Origin of the sequence: Sphingomonas liriopis, assembly GCF_024211255.1 — a bacterium.
Lineage (GTDB): Bacteria > Pseudomonadota > Alphaproteobacteria > Sphingomonadales > Sphingomonadaceae > Sphingomonas > Sphingomonas liriopis.
Window position 1 is genome coordinate 1 of the sequence record NZ_JAMLDY010000032.1, and the last position, 17,190, is coordinate 17,190.

Genomic DNA, 17,190 nt, shown 5'->3' on the forward strand with positions numbered 1-17,190 from the left:
GGAACCGGACGAACCCGATCCGACAGCCGGCCGCCGGGGTGGGGGTGGCCACCCCCACCCCGGCTCCGCATCCTACGCGGCAAACCAACTCTACGTCATTCCACTAAGACGAGGGCGAACGGATCGCGTGGAGCGTCACGCCTTGCCTTCTTCTCCGCGCCTCCGCGCCTCCGCGCGAAATCAGATCGCCGCCAGCGCCTGGTCGAAATCGGCGATCAGATCGTCGGCATCCTCGACGCCGATCGAGATGCGGACGAGATTGTCGGTGATGCCCAGCGCGGTCTTGCGCTCCTGCGGCACCGACAGGTGCGTCATCGCCGCGGGATGGCTGGCCAGCGTCTCGGTGCCACCCAGCGACACCGCGAGCTTGGCGATGCGCAGCGCGTCGAGGAAGCGGAAGGCCTCCGCCTCGCCGCCCTTGACCAGCAGCGAGAAGGTCGAACCCGCGCCGGTGCAATGGCGGTCGTAGATGTCCTGCTGGCGCGCGTCGGTGATGAAGCCGAGATAACCCATGCTGTCGACCTTGGGATGTTCGCGCAGGAACTTGCACACCTTGATCGCATTCTCGCCGGCGCGGCTCATCCGCAGCTCCAGCGTTTCGAGGCTGCGCAGCAGCATCCAGGCGGTGTTGGGGTCGCAGATCGTGCCGATCGTGTTGCGCATCGAGCGGATGGTGTTGATGTGCTCCTTCGTCCCCAGCACGCCGCCCGCGACGAGGTCGGAATGGCCGCCGGCATATTTGGTGAGGCTGTAGACGACGATGTCGGCGCCGTGTTTCAGCGGCTGCGACCAGAGCGGGCCGAGGAAGGTGTTGTCGATCGCGATCGGCGGCTTCACGTCCATGTCGGCGAAGATCGCATCGCGGCTGGCGCGCACCGCCTCGACGTCGACCAAAGCATTGGTCGGATTGGCGGGGCTTTCGAGGTAGATCAGCGCGACATGGCCCGCCGATGCCTCGGTCAGCACCGCGTCGATCTCTTCGCGCGTCGCGCCGGCGGGGAAATCGAGCCACTTCACCCCGAACTTGCCGAGGATGCGGCCGATCAGCGTCTCGGTCGCCGCATACAGCGGGCCGGAGTGGACGATCGTGTCGCCGGGCTTGGTCATCGCGAGGAACAGGGTGGCGATCGCCGACATGCCGCTGGAGAAGGCGAGCGCGTCCTCCGCCTCGTCCCACACCGCGAGGCGATCCTCGAGGATCTCCTGGTTGGGGCCGTTGAAGCGCGAATAGACGAGGCCGTCGGCACCGCCCGGCCGCTTGCCGGTGACGCCCTCGAAATGGCGCTTGCCGGCGGCGGCGTTGGGGAAGACGAAGGTCGAGGTGAGGAAGATCGGCGGCTTCAGCGCGCCTTCCGACAGCGCGGGGTCGAAGCCGTGGCCCATCATCATCGTCGACGGCTTCAGCTTGCGATCGCCGATCTTCTCGAGGCTCTTGGCGGGGGTGCCGCCCTCCACGCCGGTCATCTCTGCTTCGTCGGGCATCGTCGTCTCCTTGTGACGGAAGCATAGACGTGGATCGTATCGAATGACACCAATTTGCGGCTGTGTGTGGCGGGCGGAAGGCCGATCCACTTCAATTCGTCATCCCGGCGTTCGCCGGGATGACGGTGGGGATGCGTTACCCTGCGGCGATCAAACTGATCTGCCGCCCGTAATCCGCCTCGCCGCGATGTGTCGCGCGGCGGAAGCTGAAGAAGCGCTCCTCCTCGGCATAGGTGTCGCGACCCAGCGCCTCGACCCGAGCGAGCCCGGCCGTAGCGAGACGGGATGCGACATAGGCTTCGAGGTCGAACTGGTGATGACCCGCACGTCCGGGCGCGAAGAACCGCTCGTTGGCGGCATCGACTGCGGCAAAGCGCGCCAGGAAACCGTCGTCGACCTCGTAGGAGGCGCGCGCGATGCACGGGCCGATCGCTGCGACGATCCGCGCGCGGGACGCGCCCAATCGCTCCATCGCCGCGATCGTCGCATCGGTGACGCCGCCGAGCGCGCCCTTCCACCCGGCATGTGCCGCGCCGACGACGCCGGCGTCGCGGTCGGCGAACAGCACCGGCGCGCAATCCGCGGTGAGGATACCGAGCAGCAGCCCCGGCCGGTCGGTGACCAGCGCGTCGGCATGCGGGCGGGCGGCATCGTCGTGCGGTGCGGCGATCGTCACCGCCTCGGCGGAGTGGACCTGATAGAGCGTCACCAACCGCGCACCCGGCAGCACCGCGTCGGCGGCGCGGCGGCGGTTCTCGGCGATCGCGGCAGGATCGTCCTGCGATCCCAGCCCGACGTTCAGCCCGGCGGCTGCGCCCACCGACACGCCACCACGGCGACCAAGGAAGCCGTGCGGTACGTCGCCGAGGCTGCGCGCATGGATCGGCTCGATCGTCACAGCTGCAGCCGCATCAGATGGTCCTCGTCGGCGTGGTTGCCGACCATGAAGGTGTAGGCACCGACCTCCGCGAAGCCATAGCGTTCGTAGAAGCGCCGGGCGCGATGGTTGTCGACATAGACCGACAGGAACAGCTCCCGCGCGCCGCGTTCCCGCGCGGTGGCGATTGTCCAGTCCATCATCCGCTGCGCGAGGCCGCTGCCCTGCTGATTGACGGTGAGGTACAATTGCCTGAGCTCGATCATCGGCCCCGTCGGCGTGACGGGCAGCGAATGCGGCCCGAGCTTGGCGAAGCCGACCGCGGCGCCGTCCGCTTCTGCGATGAGGAAGGCGAAGGCAGGATCGGCGAGCTCCGCCCGCCAGCGTTCCAGCGTCAGTTCACTGAGGAACTGCGCCAGATCGGCCGGATCGTAGAGATGGCCGAAGGTCGCGGTGAAGCAATCCGCCATCGTCGCGGCGATCGCCTCGGCATCGGCGACGGTGGCGGCGCGGAGGCTGGCGGTCATGCGCCGAACGCCGCGGGGGTCGGCCAGTCGCGGTGCGTCACGGCGAGTGCGCGAAACAGCGTCCCCATCTCGCCCATCAGCCGTGCGCGATCGGCGGCGAGCGCCTCGGCGCGATCCGGCGTCGCGCGTGCGAGCGCGGTGGTGCGCCCGTCGATGCCGAGTTGCCCAAGCAGATCGCGCTGCGTCACCGGACCCCAGGCGACCGCGCCGCTCGGCTGCGCCGCGGCGGCGAGCGTGGTGAAGTCGACGTGCGCCGACAGGTCGTTGTCGCCCGGCGTCTCGAACGGATTGGCGAAACCGTGGCCACGCACCGCCTGCAACGTCTCGCCGAGCGCCGGGCCTTCGTAGCCGTAATCGATCACGAGGCATGCGCCGCCCTGCGCGGCGATACGACGGCCGAGCGCCGCCATGACGCCGACGCTCGCCGGTGAAATCTCCAGCACCGATCCCGCCGGCGCGTCGCGCAGCGGTTCGGGGATCACCGCGTCGGGCACCGGCTTGCCGGCGATCGGCAGGAACAACGTGTCCTGACAGGCGACCAGCCGCTCGCGCCAGCCATCCGCGCGGCGGATCAGCTGGCGAACGGGGAGCGCGTCGAAGAATTCGTTGGCGACGACGATCAGCGCGACGTCATCGGGCAGCGTGTCGACCGAATCGTGCCACGTCGCACCCGGCACCCGCGCCGCCTGCGCGGCGCGCAGCGTCGGGCTGGTCTCGACGAAATGCACCGGCGGCGCGAACCCGGCCTTGGCCATCGCGCGCAACGCATCGGCGGCGAGCGTGCCGCGGCCGGGCCCCAGTTCGACCCATGCTGCGGCGGGCCGCCCGGCGCGGTCCCACAGGTCGGCGCACCACAGGCCGATCAGCTCGCCGAACATCTGGCTGATCTCGGGCGCGGTGACGAAGTCGCCCGTCGCGCCGAGCGGATCGCGCGTCGCATAATATTGCGCGTTGGCGGCGGCCATGAACTGCGACACCGGCATCGGCCCGGCGAGCGTGATCGCGCGGGCGAGGCGGTCGGGGAGGGGGGCTTCGGAGGTGTCGGTCACGCGAGCGGGGATGCCGTTGGCGGCAGGGCGGTGCAAGCGTCAAAACCGTCACCCCAGCGAAAGCTGGGGTCTCTTGCGATCGAAGCGTTCCACCTGCCGCACGAGATCCCAGCTTGCGCTGGGATGACGATATGCGGCTGACGGGTGGCGCCTACGCCACGCTCTGCGTCCCCGCGATCGGCTCCACCCGCGTGCGCCGCCCGGGCGCGGTCAGCACCAGGTACAGGCCGCCGGCGATCATCGGCACGCATAGCCACTGGCCCATGTGGATGCCGGTCGCCTCGATGAACGTGCCGCGGAACTGCGCGTCGGGTTCGCGGAAGAATTCGACGATGAAGCGGGCGATGCCGTAGAACAGCACGAACAGGCCGACGAGCTTGCCCGGCTGATAGCGCGATTTGGTCCGCCAGAAGGCGAACCACAGGATCGCGAACAGCACGATCCCCTCCAGCCCGGCCTCGTACAGCTGGCTCGGGTGACGCGCGGGTTCGACCATGTCGAACGGCACGGTGCGTTCGAAGACGATTCCCCAGGGGACGTCGGCGGGTTTGCCCCACAATTCGCCGTTCACGAAATTGGCGAGCCGGCCGAAGAACAGCCCGAACGGCACGACGCAGGCGATGTAATCGTGCACCCGCAGCCAGTCGAGCTTGTGCTTGCGGGCGAACAGGATGATCCCGATCGACGTCCCGATCACGCCGCCGTGGAAGCTCATGCCGCCGTCCCACAGGCGGAAGACGCGCAAGGGATGCAGCAGCATGTCGGGCGCGTAGAACAGCACGTAGCCGATCCGCCCGCCGAGGATGATGCCTAATGTCGCGTAGAAGACGAGGTCGTCGGCATGACGCCGCGCCATCGGTGCGCCCGGCTGGGCGAGCAGCTTCAGCAGATACCACCAGCCGACCAGGATGCCCGCGATATAGGCGAGGCTGTACCAGCGCAGCGTGAAGAAGCCGATCGAGAAGACGTCCGGGTGCAGCCCCAGATCGGCGAAGCGGATATGGCCGCCGCCCGTGCCCGGCAGAGCCGACACGGCGGTGGGGGCGGCAGCGGCGAGCAAGGACAGGATCAAGGCTTTCCCCCAGGGTTCGGCCTCTGCATAGTGAGGCAAAGGCACAAGACCAAGCGGAGAGCGAATATGCGGACGATCCTCGACGAGCGGATGGACGCGACCATGGCGGCGCTGACCGGCCCCGGCGGCATGCTGGCGCTGAGCCAAGTGGAGCGCGACGGCCGCAGCTATCCGATGATCGCCGCCGCGCCGCCGTCGCTGCCCTATTATTTTGCGCATTATTGTCAGGAGCATGGCGACAAGACCTTCCTCGTCGCCGGGGACGAGCGGCTCACCTTCGCCGCGGTCCATGCCGCCGCGACCCGCGTCGCGCAGGCGCTGATCGCGGGCCACGGCATCGGCAAGGGCGACCGGGTCGGTATCGCGATGCGCAATTCGCCGGCGTGGATCGCCCTCTACATGGGCGTGACGATGGCGGGCGGGGTCGCGACGCTACTCAACGGCTGGTGGCAGGCGGAGGAACTCGACGCGGCGATTCGCGAGGTCGATTGCACGCTGGTCTTCGCCGACGGGCCGCGTGCGAAGCGGCTGGCGGACTGCACGACGCCGGTGGTGACGATCGACGACACGCTGCCGCTCGATCAGGCGCTGGGGGCGGTCACCGCCGCCGCGCAGGCGGATGCGCCGTTGCCCGCGGTCGCGGCCACCGATCATGCGACGATCCTGTTCACCTCGGGTTCGACCGGCCAGTCGAAGGGCGCGCTCGCCGACCATCGCGGCGTGGTGCAGGGCGTCTTCAACTATCTGGCGCAGGCGCTGATGATGCTCGGCATCGTGAGCCAGGACGGCAATCCGCCGACCGAACAGCCCTCGGCCCTGCTCACGCTGCCGCTGTTCCACGTCACCGCCGAGATTCCGGTGATGCTGCAAAGCTTCGCGATGGGGCGCAAGCTGGTCCTGATGCCGAAATGGGATGCGAAGGAGGCGATGCGGCTGATCGAGGCCGAACGGATCAGCTATTTCGTCGGCGTGCCGCTGATGAGCTTCGAGATGCTGACCCATCCCGATCGCGGCGATTACGACCTGTCGAGCGTCACCGACTTCGCCGCCGGCGGCGCGCCGCGCCCGGTCGAGCATGTCCGCCGGCTCGATGCCGAGATGGGCGGCGGCGCGCCGCTGATCGGCTACGGCCTGACCGAAACCAATGCGGTCGGCACCGGCAACTGGCGGACCAACTATCTCGCCAAGCCCGACAGCGCCGGACGGCCCTCGGTGCCGCTGGTCGAGATCGCGATCCTCGATGATGCCGGTCGTGCGCTGGCGCAGGGCGAGCGCGGCGAAATCGGCATCCGCACGATCTGCAACTTCCTCGGCTATTGGAACCGGCCGGAGGCGACCGCGGCCTGCATGACTGCGGACGGTTTCTTCCGCACCGGCGACCTCGGCTATCTCGACGCGGACGGTTACCTGTTCATCGTCGACCGCAAGAAGGACATCATCATCCGCGGCGGCGAGAACATCAGCTGCCAGGAGGTCGAGGCGGCGCTCTACGCGCATCCGGGCGTGGCGGAGGCGGCGGTGTTCGGCCTCGCCGACGAACGGTTCGGCGAGATCCCGGGCGCGGTGGTCCATGCCCGCGACGGCGTCGACCTGACCGAGGGCGCGTTGCAGGCGTTCCTCGCCGAGCATATCGCCGCGTTCAAGGTGCCGGCGCGGATCTGGATATCGTCCGTGGCGCTGCCGCGATTGGGGACCGAGAAGATCGACAAAGTTGCGTTGCGCAACACCTATCGCGCGCTCGCTACGGCGGCTTGATCGGGGTTCACGCGAAGGCGCGAAGACGCGAAGAGGTTTGTTCACGCGGAGGCGCGGAGGCGCGGAGGCGCGGAGAAGAAAAAGGTTATGCGCGCAGAGGCGCAGAGGCGCAGAGGACGCAGAGAGGCCGCGCCAGCGGCATCGCTCATGCTGCCACGCCAATGACGGGAGCAGGCGCTCCGCGCCAGGCACGACATCTCTGCGCTCACTGCGCCTCTGCGCGAACCCACCTTTCTTCTCCGCGCCTCCGCGCCTCCGCGTGAACCTCTACGTCTTCGCGCCTTCGCGTCTTCGCGTGAACCAAATCCTTTCAACACCCTCGCACGCCGGATAAGCCGACGCGGATGAAGACGCTCGATCGACGCAAGGTCCTGATTGGCGGCGGCGCGGGCGTCGGGCTGGTCGTGGCGTGGGGGCTGTGGCCGCGGCATTATGCGCCGAACCTCGCCGTCGCGCCGGGGGAGACGGCGTTCGGCGCGTGGCTGAAAATCGGCGACGACGGGCACGTCACCGTGGCGGTGCCGCAGCTGGAGCATGGGCAGGGCGTCTATACCGCGCTGGCGCAGATCGTCGCCGACGAACTCGGCGCCGACTGGCGCACCGTGGGCGTGGAGGCGGCGCCGGCGAACCCGCTCTACGCCAATCCGCTCGCGCTCGACGAGCTGTTCGAGGGCACGCTGTCGCGCCTGCCGGAGGCGCTGGAACAGGATTTCGCGGCGCGCGCGGGGATGATGCTGACCGGCGGATCGACCTCGGTGCGGATGTTCGAGGACGATTGCCGCACCGCCGGCGCGGCGGCGCGCGCGCTGCTGTGCAAGGCGGCGGCGCGGCGCTGGAACGTCGCTTGGACCGATTGCACGGTCGAGGCGGGGTTCGTGCGGCATGGCGACCAGCGGCTGCGCTTCGCCGAGCTCGCCGCCGCGGCGGCGGGCGAGACGGTGCCCGATCCGTTGCCGATCGGCGTGCAGGGGGCGGGCAAGCTGGTCGGCCGGTCGCTGCCGCGGATCGACGTGCCCGCCAAGGTCGACGGATCGGCCGGGTTCGCCGGCGACATCCGCCTGCCCGACATGGTCCATGCTGCGATCCGGCAGGGCCCGATCGGCGACGCGCGGCTGGTCTCCGTCGACCGTGCCGCGGCGGATCGCATCCGCGGCGTGCTCGCGGTGGTGACCAACCCCGGCTGGGTCGCGGCGGTGGCGACGACGTGGTGGGCGGCGAATCGCGCGCTCGACGCATTGGCCCCCAAATTCGCCATGGACGGCCCCTTGGTCGACAGCGCGAGCATCGCGCGCAGCCTCGACGCCGCGCTCGAGCGGCCGGGCGTGCGGATGGCGGCGGTCGGCGACATCGGCACGCTGCTGGAGGGCGGGGGAGTCGTCACCGCGGACTATGGCACCGGCCTTGGCGTCCATGCCGCGCTGGAGACGCAATGCGCCGCCGCCGCCTTCCGCGACGGGCGGCTCGAAATCTGGATGCCGACCGCCGCGCCCGCCGCGGCGCGCCGTGCGGCGGCGAAGGCGGCGGGGGTGAGCGAGGGTGCGGTGGTCGTCCACCCGACGCTGGGCGGCGGCGGCTTTGGTGCGACGCTCGAACCGCTGGTCGCCGAACAGGCGGCGCTGCTCGCGATGCGGTTGAAGCGCCCGGTCAACCTCGTCTGGTCGCGCGGCGAGGACGTCCGCCACGACCGCTTCCGCCCGCCCGCAAAGGCGCGGATGCGTGCGCGGCTGTCGAGCAACGGCGCGATCGCCGCATGGGACGCGCGGATCGCCGCGCCCGCCACGGGCCATGCTCTCGCCCGCCGGTTGCTGCCCGGTGCGGGGCTGTTGACCGGCGCGAAGGACCCCTATGCGGTGGCCGGCGCATTGCCGCCCTATCGCATCCCGGCGCTCGCGATCGACCACCATGTCGCCGACATCGGCGTGCCGACCGGCCACCTGCGCGGCGGGGCGCACGGCTACACCTGTTTCTTCACCGAATGTTTCCTCGACGAGCTGGCGCGCGTCGCCGGCACCGAGCCTTTGTCGTACCGGATCGGCATGCTCGGCGGCGACGCGCGGCTGGCGCGCTGCCTGACCACCGTCGCTGCCCTGGGCGGCTGGGACGGCGGCGCGCCGGGGACGGGGCAGGGCATCGCCTGCCACAGCGTCCGCGGCAGCCATATCGCGGTGCTCGCCGAGGCGGAGATGGGCGAGGGCGGCATCCCGCGCGTCGAGCGGCTGGTCGCCGCGGTCGATTGCGGGCGGACGATCAACCCCGATCTGGCGCTGCAACAGATCGAGGGCGGGCTGATCTTCGGCCTCGCCCACGCGCTCGGCGCCTCGACCGGGGTGAGCGAAGGGCGCACCGACGCGCGCGGCTTTGCCGGACTGCACCTGCCGCGGCTCGCCGATACGCCCGACATCATCGTCCAGTTCGTCCCCTCCGACGAGCCGCCGGGCGGGGTGGGCGAGCTCGGCGTGCCAGCGGTCGCGCCGGCGATCGCCAACGCGCTGCACGCCGCGAGCGGTATGCGGCTGCGTCACCTGCCGCTAAGGCCGGGGGCATGACCCCACCCGCCGACCATCCCCTTATCCCGCCACGCAAAATCGGCGTGCTGCTGACCAACCTCGGCACCCCCGATGCGCCCGACGCCAGGGCGGTGAAACGCTATCTCGGCGAATTCCTGTCCGACCGCCGCGTCGTCGAGATCCCTCGACTCGCCTGGCAGCCGATCCTGCGCGGCATCATCCTCAACACCCGGCCGAAGAAGTCGGCGCATGCGTACGGCCTCGTCTGGAGCGAGGAGGGCTCGCCGCTCGCCGCGATCACGCGGCGCCAGAGCGCGGCGCTACAGGGGGCGTTCGGGCCCGACGTGATCGTCGATTACGCGATGCGCTATGGCAATCCGGCGATTGCCGACCGGCTGACCGCGATGAAGGACGCCGGCTGCGAACGTATCCTGATCGCGCCGCTCTATCCACAATATTGCGCGGCGACGACCGCGACCGCCAACGACAAGGCGTTCGCCGCGCTCGCGGCCATGCGCTGGCAGCCGGCGATCCGCACCCTGCCGCCCTATCACGACGATCCCGCCTATATCGGCGCGCTGAAGGCGAACGTCGAATCGCAGCTCGCGGGCCTCGATTTCGTGCCCGATGCGATCCTGTGCAGCTTCCACGGCATGCCCAAGCGGACGCTGGAACTCGGCGATCCCTATCACTGCCATTGCCAGAAGACCGCGCGCTTGCTGGCGCAGGCGATGGGCCGCGAGCTGATCGTCGCCTTCCAGTCGCGATTCGGGCCGGCGAAATGGCTGGGGCCGGCGACCGACGCGACGCTGGAGGCGCTGCCCGCCAGGGGCGTGCGCAAGGTCGCGGTGATCGCGCCGGGCTTTTCCGCCGATTGTCTGGAAACGCTGGAGGAACTGGCGATCCGCGGGCGCGACAGCTTCGTCGGCGCGGGCGGGACCGACTTCGCCTATCTGCCCTGCCTCAACGATTCAGGGCCCGGCATGGCGATGCTGCGCGACCTGATCGGGCGCGAGCTGATGGGGTGGGTGGCGTAACGAAATGTGCAAATGACGCTACGGCCATTGCCAGGTCCGGGAGCGGCCCCTAGCCTCCGCATCAAAGTCGAACGGGAGAGGTTTCATGGCCAGAGTAGCGATCGTCACCGGTGGTACGCGTGGAATCGGCGAGGCGATCAGCCTCGCGCTCAAGGACGCGGGCGTCACCGTCGCCGCCAGTTACGCGGGTAACGACGAACGCGCGCGCGAGTTCTCCGAACGCACCGGCATCGCCGCGTACAAATGGGACGTCGCCGATTTCGATGCCTGTCAGGAAGGCTGCGCCAAGGTCGCCGCCGAACTGGGGCCGGTCGACATCGTCGTCAACAACGCCGGCATCACCCGCGACGGCACGATCCTGAAGCTGACCTACCAGCAGTGGAAAGAGGTGATCGACACCAATCTGGGCGGCTGCTTCAACATGGCGAAGGCGACCTTCCCCGGGATGCGGGAGCGCAAATGGGGGCGGATCGTCAACATCGGTTCGATCAACGGCCAGGCGGGCCAATATGGCCAGGTCAATTACGCCGCGGCGAAATCGGGCATCCACGGCTTCACCAAGGCGCTGGCGCAGGAGGGCGCGCGCGCCGGCGTGACGGTCAACGCGATCGCACCGGGCTATATCGACACCGACATGGTCGCCGCGGTCCCCGCCGACGTGCTGGAGAAGATCGTCGCGAAGATTCCCGTCGGCCGCCTCGGCCAGGCCAGCGAGATCGCGCGCGGCGTGGCATTCCTGTGCTCGGAGGAAGCGGGCTTCGTCACCGGATCGACGCTGAGCCTGAATGGTGGGCAGCACATGTACTGACGGGCGAAGGCGCGGAAGGAACGTCCGCGCCGGTGCGCGGCGCGCATCGCCCGGCACGGCCGGCGGGTCGCCCCGACCGGGGCGAACCCGTCCGACGACGGCTTTGCCGGCGTCCGTGTTCCGGATAGCAACGCCTCCCACCGTTCGCCCTGAGCCTGTCGAAGGGCAGGTGAGACTCATCGTACTTCGACAGGCTCAGCACGAACGGCGGAGATGTTGCCGCCCTAAACTCGAAGACCAATTGGTCTTCGAGCCGACCCGCCGCCGCACAAAAGCCCGGCCGCCTTCCGGCGACCGGGCCTCCGCCCCCATCACTTTACGCGGGGGCTCGTCGCTGCCGGATCAGCGGCAGTAACCGGGACGATCCGAACGCTCGATCGCGCGCCCCGCGAGGCCACCGGCGACGGCACCGCCCAGCGTCCCCAGCGTACGGTCGCCACGCGTGTCGATCGTACGACCGAGCAACCCGCCGGCGATCGCGCCGACGATCGTGCCGGTGCTCCCGTCGTTGCAGCGGCGGCCGCCGCGATAGCCGCGATCCCGGTAATAGCCGCGGTCGCCGCGATAGACCCGGTCGCCGCGATAGCCGCGATCGTAGCCACGCTCGTAACCACCACCGTAATAGCCGCGCTGCGCGGCGGCGGGCGTCACGGGGACGAGGGCGGTGGCGGTCATCGCGAGCGCGGCACCGGCGAGGCTCAGGGTCTTCAGCATGGGTCTTCTCCCGTCAAAATCCGTTTCGGTCGGCGGCGGCCCGGTGGAGGACCTGTCCGTCGTCGATGGACGGCATTTGGCCGATTCGCCTTGAGCGGACCCTGAATGCGTCCGTTATCGCGCGTTCAGGGTATCGCTGCGCCCGCCGCCCCCTATGAGGCGGGCATGCGCGTCCTGTTCGTCATCCTCGCGGTGCTGCTGATCGTCCCCGGCTGGACCGGCGAGGAGCGGCTGGCGCTGCTCGGGAGCAAGCCGCAGATGGTGGCGACGCGCGTCGATCTCGACCCCGCCGATCCGCGCCACGTCAGGCTCGGCCGGCTCACCTATCTGGGCGGGGTGGCGCTGCGCAGCATCGATCCGGCGTTCGGCGGCTATTCGGCGCTGCACGTCGCGCAGCGCGCCGACGGCAACCGCTTCACGATGCTGAGCGACGGCGGCAATGTCGTCGCCTTCACGATGGGCGCGGACTGGCAGCCGCGGGCGCTCGCTTTCCTCAACCTGCCCGCCGGCCCCGGCATCGGCTGGGACAAGCGCGATCGCGACAGCGAATCGCTGGCCGTCGATCCGACGTCGGGACGGGTCTGGGTGGGGTACGAAGGCTATAACGCGATCTGGCGCTACGCCCCGGGCTTCGTGCGCGCCGAGGCGCAGCGGCAGCCGCGCGCGATGGCGGGATGGCCCGACAATGGCGGCCCCGAATCGCTCGCGCTGCTGCCCGACGGCCGCTTCCTGACGATCGGCGAGGAACGCCACGTCCCGCGGCAGCGCTGGCGGGGGAGCGAGGCGGATCGGCTGGCGAGCCGCGATGCTTTGCTCTTCCCGGGCGATCCGATCACGACCGCGCCGGTGCACTGGGCCTATCTGCCCTACGGCCGCTACGACCCCGCCGACGCGACCGCGCTGCCCAACGGCGACGTGCTGGTGCTCGATCGCGCGTTCCGGGTGCCGTACCGGTTCAGCAACCGCCTGTCGCTCATCCCTGCCGCGGCGATCCGGCAGGGCGCGGCGGTGCGTGGACGGCTGCTCGCGACGCTCGACGCGCCGCTGATCCACGACAATTTCGAGGGGCTCGCGACGACGATCGAGAATGGCGCGACGATCGTCTGGCTGGTGTCGGACGACAACCAGTCGCTGCTGCAGCGCACGCTGCTGCTCAAGTTCCGGCTGGATTGACGCGTCGGCGGTCGGGCTTGTTGGTCTACCGCCCCCACCCACACCGTTCGCCCTGAGCCTGTCGAAGGGCTGCTGACCGCAAGCGCGTCGTTTGTGGTGCGCGGTGCTTCGACAGGCTCAGCACGAACGGGAGAAATGTACCAACGCCAAAAGCCCGCCGCTCCCATGGAGCAGCGGGCCTTGGCACCCCGGCTTTCGCGAATGCGCGCTTACGCGGCTTCGCTGGTCGCCGACAGCTTCTTGACGATCTCGCGCTTCAGGCGACGGCAGCGCAGCGACAGCTTGTCCTCGCCGGTCTTGACCAGCCAGTTGTCGAGACCGCCATTGTGCTCGACCGAGCGCAGGCCGTGCGTCGACACGCGCAGACGCACGCTCTTCTCGAGCGAATCGGACATCAGCGTGACGTTCTGCAGATTCGGCAGGAACGTGCGCTTGGTCTTGTTGTTGGCGTGGGAAACGTTGTTCCCCACCTGCCGGCCCTTGCCGGTCAGCTCGCAAATGCGCGACATGGCTTTTAATCCTGAATTCGGTTGCCCGGAAAGCCGGCGCCACTAGCGGCTCTGCGCTGTTGCGTCAACCACCGGCGGGGAATCGCGTCATGCAACGGACTCGGCGACGCGGCGTTGTTACGCCATCGTAAAGGTCATGGACAGGGGATGAAGGCATGCGCACGTTGCTGGCACTGATCGGGGTCATCGCCCTCGTCGTCGTGGCGCTGATGTATTTCGGCCTCGTCAACATCGACCAGACCCGCCCCGCCGTGGTGCAGGCGCCGCAGTTCAAGGCGGACGTCGCGCGCGTCAGCGTCGGTACCGAGACGAAGACGGTCGACGTCCCCACGGTCAACGTCGAAAAGCCCGGCAACGCCCAATAGCTTTACCCGGGCCGATTCGCGCGGCAGGGGACGACGCGATGTTCCCCCTGCCGATCCCGATGCGCCGCGCGCTCGACGCCGCGGCGGAGGCGGCGCGGGCCGGCGAGGTGCCGGTCGGTGCTGCTTTGGTGCTCGACGGCACGGTGATCGCGGTCGCCGCCAATGCGCCGCGCGCGCTGTGCGACCCGACCGCGCATGCCGAGATGCGGGTGATTCGCGCCGCTGCGGAAACGCTCGGCCGCGACCGGCTTGAGGGCGCCGACCTGTGGGTGACGCTGGAGCCCTGCGCGATGTGCGCCGGCGCCATCGCGCACGCCCGCATCGCCCGCCTGTATTACGCCGCCGGCGATCCCAAGGGCGGCGCGATCGAACACGGCCCGCGGCTGTTCGGCCAACCGACGGTGCACCACCGGCCGGAGGTCTATGCCGGCATCGGCGAGGCCGAGGCGGCGTCGCTCCTGCGCGATTTCTTTCGCGAGCGGCGTTGAAGAAGATTGGTGTTCACGCGAAGGCGCGAAGACGCGAAGTAGAAGAAGGTGGTTCACGCGGAGACGCGGAGGGGTTTCGCCCGGCGCGAAGCGCCTTGCTAACCAACGAAGCGACGTGTCGAGAGCCGCTATCGCGGCGGTCGCCTATCAGCCCTCTGCGCTCTCTGCGCCTCCGCGCGCCAAACCTTCTTCTTCTTCTTCTCCGCGCCTCCGCGTCTCCGCGTGAACAAAAAATCTTCGCGTCTTCGCGTCTTCGCGTGAATCAAAAAAAGCCGCCCCGACCCGAAGACCGAGGCGGCGGATAACACCGAAAAAATCAGCGCAGGTCGCTCTGCGAGATCGGCACGATCTTCACCTCGACGCGCCGATTCGCCGCGCGCCCCGCATCGGTGTCGTTCGACGCGATCGGCTGCGTCTCGCCGAAGCCGCGCGTGCCGATCCGGGCCGGCTGCACGCCGCGGCCGGCGAGATAGTCCGCCACCGATACCGCGCGGCGCTGCGACAGCGCCTGGTTGTACGCATCGGAGCCGGTCGAATCGGTATGGCCGTACACGTCGATATAGGTCTGGTTGTACTGCGCCAGCGTCTCGGCGACCTGGTCGAGCGTGCGGCGGAACTGCGGCTGCACGTCGGCGCTGTCATAGGCGAAGGTGATGCCCGACGGGATGTTGAGCACCAGATTGTCGCCCTCGCGCGTCACCTGCACGTCGGTGCCGGCGGTACGCGCGCGCAGGTCGCGCTCCTGCTTGTCCATGTACGCGCCGATGCCGGCACCCGCGAGGCCGCCGATGCCCGCGCCCAGGATCTTCTCGGTCCGGTCGCGCCGTCCGCCGACGAGGTCGCCGAGCAGATAGCCGCCCAAGGCGCCGCCGATGCCGCCGATCGCGGTCTTGGAGATGCGACGCTCGCCCGTCTCCGGATCGGTGGTGCAGGCGCTGGTGGTGACCAGCGCGGCGAGCGCGGCGGCGGCGAGAAACTTGGATTTCATGACATCCCTTTCGTAGATCACTGGCAGGTAAACTCAGGTCCGAAGCGGCTTGTTCCGCTTGCGATCTGAACCGGTCCTGACGGGGATATTCGCTCTACCCCAAGACAGACAGTTGTCGTCGCGCGACTTGTGCGGCAAAGACGGCCCCACGCCGATGGCACCGCTTCCGCCCTTCCCCTGGATCGATGTCCTCATCATCCTCGCGCTCGTCGCGCTCAACGGCGTGTTCGCGATGAGCGAGCTGGCGATCGTCTCGGCGCGCAAGGCGCGGCTGGAGGCGATGGCACGCGCGGGGAGCAAGGGCGCGCGTTCGGCGCTGCTGCTCGCCGCCGATCCGGGCAAGTTCCTGTCGACCGTGCAGATCGGCATCACGCTGATCGGCGTGCTCGCCGGCGCCTATTCGGGGTCGAGCCTCGGCCAGCCGACGGGATTGCGACTGCAGGCGCTCGGCCTGTCGGCGGAAACCGCGCAGACGGTCGGCTTCGCGGTCGTCATCGGGCTGACCACCTTCGCCTCGCTCGTCATCGGCGAGTTGGTCCCCAAGCAGTTCGCGCTGCGCAAGCCCGAACCGATCGCGGCGATCATGGCGCTGCCGATGCGCTGGCTGGCGATCGGCACCGCGCCGATCGTCTGGGTTCTCGATTCGACCAGCGCGGTGATCTTCCGTGTGCTCGGCCTCAACCGCGAATCGGAGGATCAGGTGACCGCGGAGGAGCTGCACCTGATCGTCGCCGAAGCGAGCAAGTCGGGCGTGATCGAGGAGCATGAACGGACGATCATCTCCGGCGTCGTCCGCCTCGCCGACCGGCCGGTGCGCGAGGTGATGACGCCGCGGACGGAGGTCGACTGGCTCGACTGCAATCTGGGGCCGGAGGGGATCCGCGACACGCTGCTCAGCACCCCGCACACCCGCCTGCCGGTCGCCGACGGTTCGGTCGATGCGGTGATCGGCGTCGTGCAGGCGCGCGACATCGCCGCCGCGCTGTTCCGCGGGCAGCCGCTCGACCTCAAGGTCCTGATGCGCAAGGCGCCCGTCGTGATCGACCGCATCGACGCGATGGACGCGCTGATCGCGCTGCGTGCAGCGGAGGTGCCGATGGCGCTGATCCACGACGAATACGGCCATTTCGAAGGGATCGTGACCCCCGCCGACCTGCTCGCCGCGATCGCCGGCGAATTCGCCAGCGACGCCGATCCCGACGAGGCGCCCTCGGTCGTGGTGCGCGACGACGGATCGCTGCTGGTCGCGGGCACGATGGCGGCGGATGCGCTCGCCGAACGGCTCGGCATCGACCTGCCCGAGGACCGCGATTACGCGACCGTCGCGGGGCTGGCGCTCGCCGCCTTCCGCCACCTGCCCGCCGAAGGCGAGAGCTTCGAGGAACAGGGCTGGCGGTTCGAGGTCGTCGACCTCGACGGCCGCCGCATCGACAAATTGCTCGTCAGCGAGGCTTAAGGTCTCGCGCCGTCAGGGCGATTCCACGGTCGTCCGTTCGCTGTTGGCTAAGACAAAAAGGTTTGTGCGCGCAGAGGCGCAGAGGTGTTGCGCCCGCCGCGCCATCGGCCCTTGCCATCGGCCTTAGACTCGAATCCCATCAGGCGTGGTCACCCTCACCCCTCCGCAGCTTCGCTGCTCCCTCCCTCTCCCGACGGGAGAGGGAAAAGCCGCCGAAGGCGGCGAAGGGTGCGGGCGACCAGAAGTGATCGAGTTCGACTCTAGGGTCCGGACCCAATAACCGGCTTCCGTTGGATGCCTGATGGTGATTCACTACCTTTGTGAGGAGGTAGTGAAATGGCGGATTTCTTCTGGTTTTCCGATGCGCAGTGGGAGCGGATCGC

At 69.2% G+C, this 17,190-nt stretch carries 16 protein-coding genes; 8 read left to right on the plus strand and 8 right to left on the minus strand.

All coding sequences use genetic code 11. The features are described 5' to 3' along the window. Window positions 1–180 precede the first annotated feature (180 nt). The 5 genes from M9979_RS16920 to lgt form a co-directional block, all read right to left on the minus strand. On the minus strand, window positions 181–1,482 hold the full coding sequence (locus tag M9979_RS16920; protein WP_254290595.1) for a cystathionine gamma-synthase family protein: 1,302 nt from the start codon (window positions 1,480–1,482) through the stop codon (window positions 181–183). A 136-nt stretch (window positions 1,483–1,618) separates the two neighbouring features. Then, window positions 1,619–2,380 carry a peptidoglycan editing factor PgeF gene (pgeF, locus tag M9979_RS16925; protein WP_254290596.1) on the minus strand — a complete coding sequence of 254 codons (762 nt, stop codon included), beginning with the start codon at window positions 2,378–2,380 and terminating at the stop codon, window positions 1,619–1,621. Beyond that, complete coding sequence (locus M9979_RS16930) at window positions 2,377–2,886, minus strand: GNAT family N-acetyltransferase (RefSeq protein WP_254290602.1); 510 nt, start codon at window positions 2,884–2,886, stop codon at window positions 2,377–2,379. The genes pgeF and M9979_RS16930 overlap by 4 nt, the downstream gene beginning before the upstream one ends. Next, the gene (locus M9979_RS16935; protein WP_254290654.1) at window positions 2,883–3,869 is read right to left on the minus strand and encodes a class I SAM-dependent methyltransferase; all 987 of its coding nucleotides are present in this window, start codon (window positions 3,867–3,869) and stop codon (window positions 2,883–2,885) included. Before M9979_RS16935 ends, M9979_RS16930 begins: the two co-directional genes overlap by 4 nt. Window positions 3,870–4,086: 217 nt before the next feature. Then, a complete protein-coding gene (lgt, locus tag M9979_RS16940; protein ID WP_422922354.1) occupies window positions 4,087–5,007 on the minus strand; it encodes a prolipoprotein diacylglyceryl transferase in 921 nt (306 codons plus the stop codon). A gap of 66 nt (window positions 5,008–5,073) precedes the next feature. Here lgt and M9979_RS16945 point away from each other — a divergent pair, with 66 nt between their 5' ends. From M9979_RS16945 to phbB, 4 genes are all read left to right on the plus strand, one after another. After that, entirely contained in the window at window positions 5,074–6,762 is a 1,689-nt protein-coding gene (locus M9979_RS16945; RefSeq protein WP_254290604.1) for a class I adenylate-forming enzyme family protein, read from the plus strand. Between the two features lie 344 nt (window positions 6,763–7,106). Then, window positions 7,107–9,308, plus strand: coding sequence for a xanthine dehydrogenase family protein molybdopterin-binding subunit (locus M9979_RS16950; RefSeq protein WP_254290606.1), 2,202 nt, complete (start codon window positions 7,107–7,109; stop codon window positions 9,306–9,308). Continuing rightward, a complete protein-coding gene (gene hemH / locus M9979_RS16955) occupies window positions 9,305–10,306 on the plus strand; it encodes a ferrochelatase (RefSeq protein WP_254290607.1) in 1,002 nt (333 codons plus the stop codon). The genes M9979_RS16950 and hemH overlap by 4 nt, the downstream gene beginning before the upstream one ends. A gap of 85 nt (window positions 10,307–10,391) precedes the next feature. Next, window positions 10,392–11,114 carry an acetoacetyl-CoA reductase gene (phbB, locus tag M9979_RS16960; protein ID WP_254290623.1) on the plus strand — a complete coding sequence of 241 codons (723 nt, stop codon included), beginning with the start codon at window positions 10,392–10,394 and terminating at the stop codon, window positions 11,112–11,114. A 342-nt stretch (window positions 11,115–11,456) separates the two neighbouring features. Here the strand turns inward: phbB and M9979_RS16965 are convergent, their stop codons facing one another. Beyond that, complete coding sequence (locus M9979_RS16965; RefSeq protein WP_254290631.1) at window positions 11,457–11,828, minus strand: glycine zipper 2TM domain-containing protein; 372 nt, start codon at window positions 11,826–11,828, stop codon at window positions 11,457–11,459. A gap of 165 nt (window positions 11,829–11,993) precedes the next feature. Between M9979_RS16965 and M9979_RS16970 the strand changes: the two genes are divergently transcribed. Beyond that, entirely contained in the window at window positions 11,994–13,001 is a 1,008-nt protein-coding gene (locus M9979_RS16970; protein WP_254290632.1) for an esterase-like activity of phytase family protein, read from the plus strand. A 209-nt stretch (window positions 13,002–13,210) separates the two neighbouring features. Here M9979_RS16970 and rpmB read toward each other — a convergent pair whose 3' ends face one another. After that, window positions 13,211–13,510 (minus strand): 50S ribosomal protein L28, encoded by a 300-nt coding sequence (gene rpmB, locus M9979_RS16975; RefSeq protein ID WP_254290640.1) that lies wholly within the window; start codon window positions 13,508–13,510, stop codon window positions 13,211–13,213. A gap of 155 nt (window positions 13,511–13,665) precedes the next feature. Between rpmB and M9979_RS16980 the strand changes: the two genes are divergently transcribed. Together M9979_RS16980 and M9979_RS16985 are read left to right on the plus strand one after the other, a co-directional pair. Beyond that, window positions 13,666–13,875 (plus strand): hypothetical protein, encoded by a 210-nt coding sequence (locus M9979_RS16980; RefSeq protein ID WP_254290642.1) that lies wholly within the window; start codon window positions 13,666–13,668, stop codon window positions 13,873–13,875. A gap of 59 nt (window positions 13,876–13,934) precedes the next feature. Continuing rightward, window positions 13,935–14,363, plus strand: a complete 429-nt coding sequence (locus tag M9979_RS16985; RefSeq protein ID WP_254290658.1) for a nucleoside deaminase — start codon at window positions 13,935–13,937, stop codon at window positions 14,361–14,363. A gap of 316 nt (window positions 14,364–14,679) precedes the next feature. On the opposite strand, the gene M9979_RS16990 is transcribed toward M9979_RS16985, so the two are convergent. Beyond that, window positions 14,680–15,351 (minus strand): YiaD family glycine zipper/OmpA-like lipoprotein, encoded by a 672-nt coding sequence (locus M9979_RS16990; protein WP_254290644.1) that lies wholly within the window; start codon window positions 15,349–15,351, stop codon window positions 14,680–14,682. Window positions 15,352–15,505: 154 nt separating this feature from the next. Here M9979_RS16990 and M9979_RS16995 point away from each other — a divergent pair, with 154 nt between their 5' ends. Next, window positions 15,506–16,807 (plus strand): hemolysin family protein, encoded by a 1,302-nt coding sequence (locus M9979_RS16995; protein ID WP_254290646.1) that lies wholly within the window; start codon window positions 15,506–15,508, stop codon window positions 16,805–16,807. Window positions 16,808–17,190 lie beyond the last annotated feature (383 nt).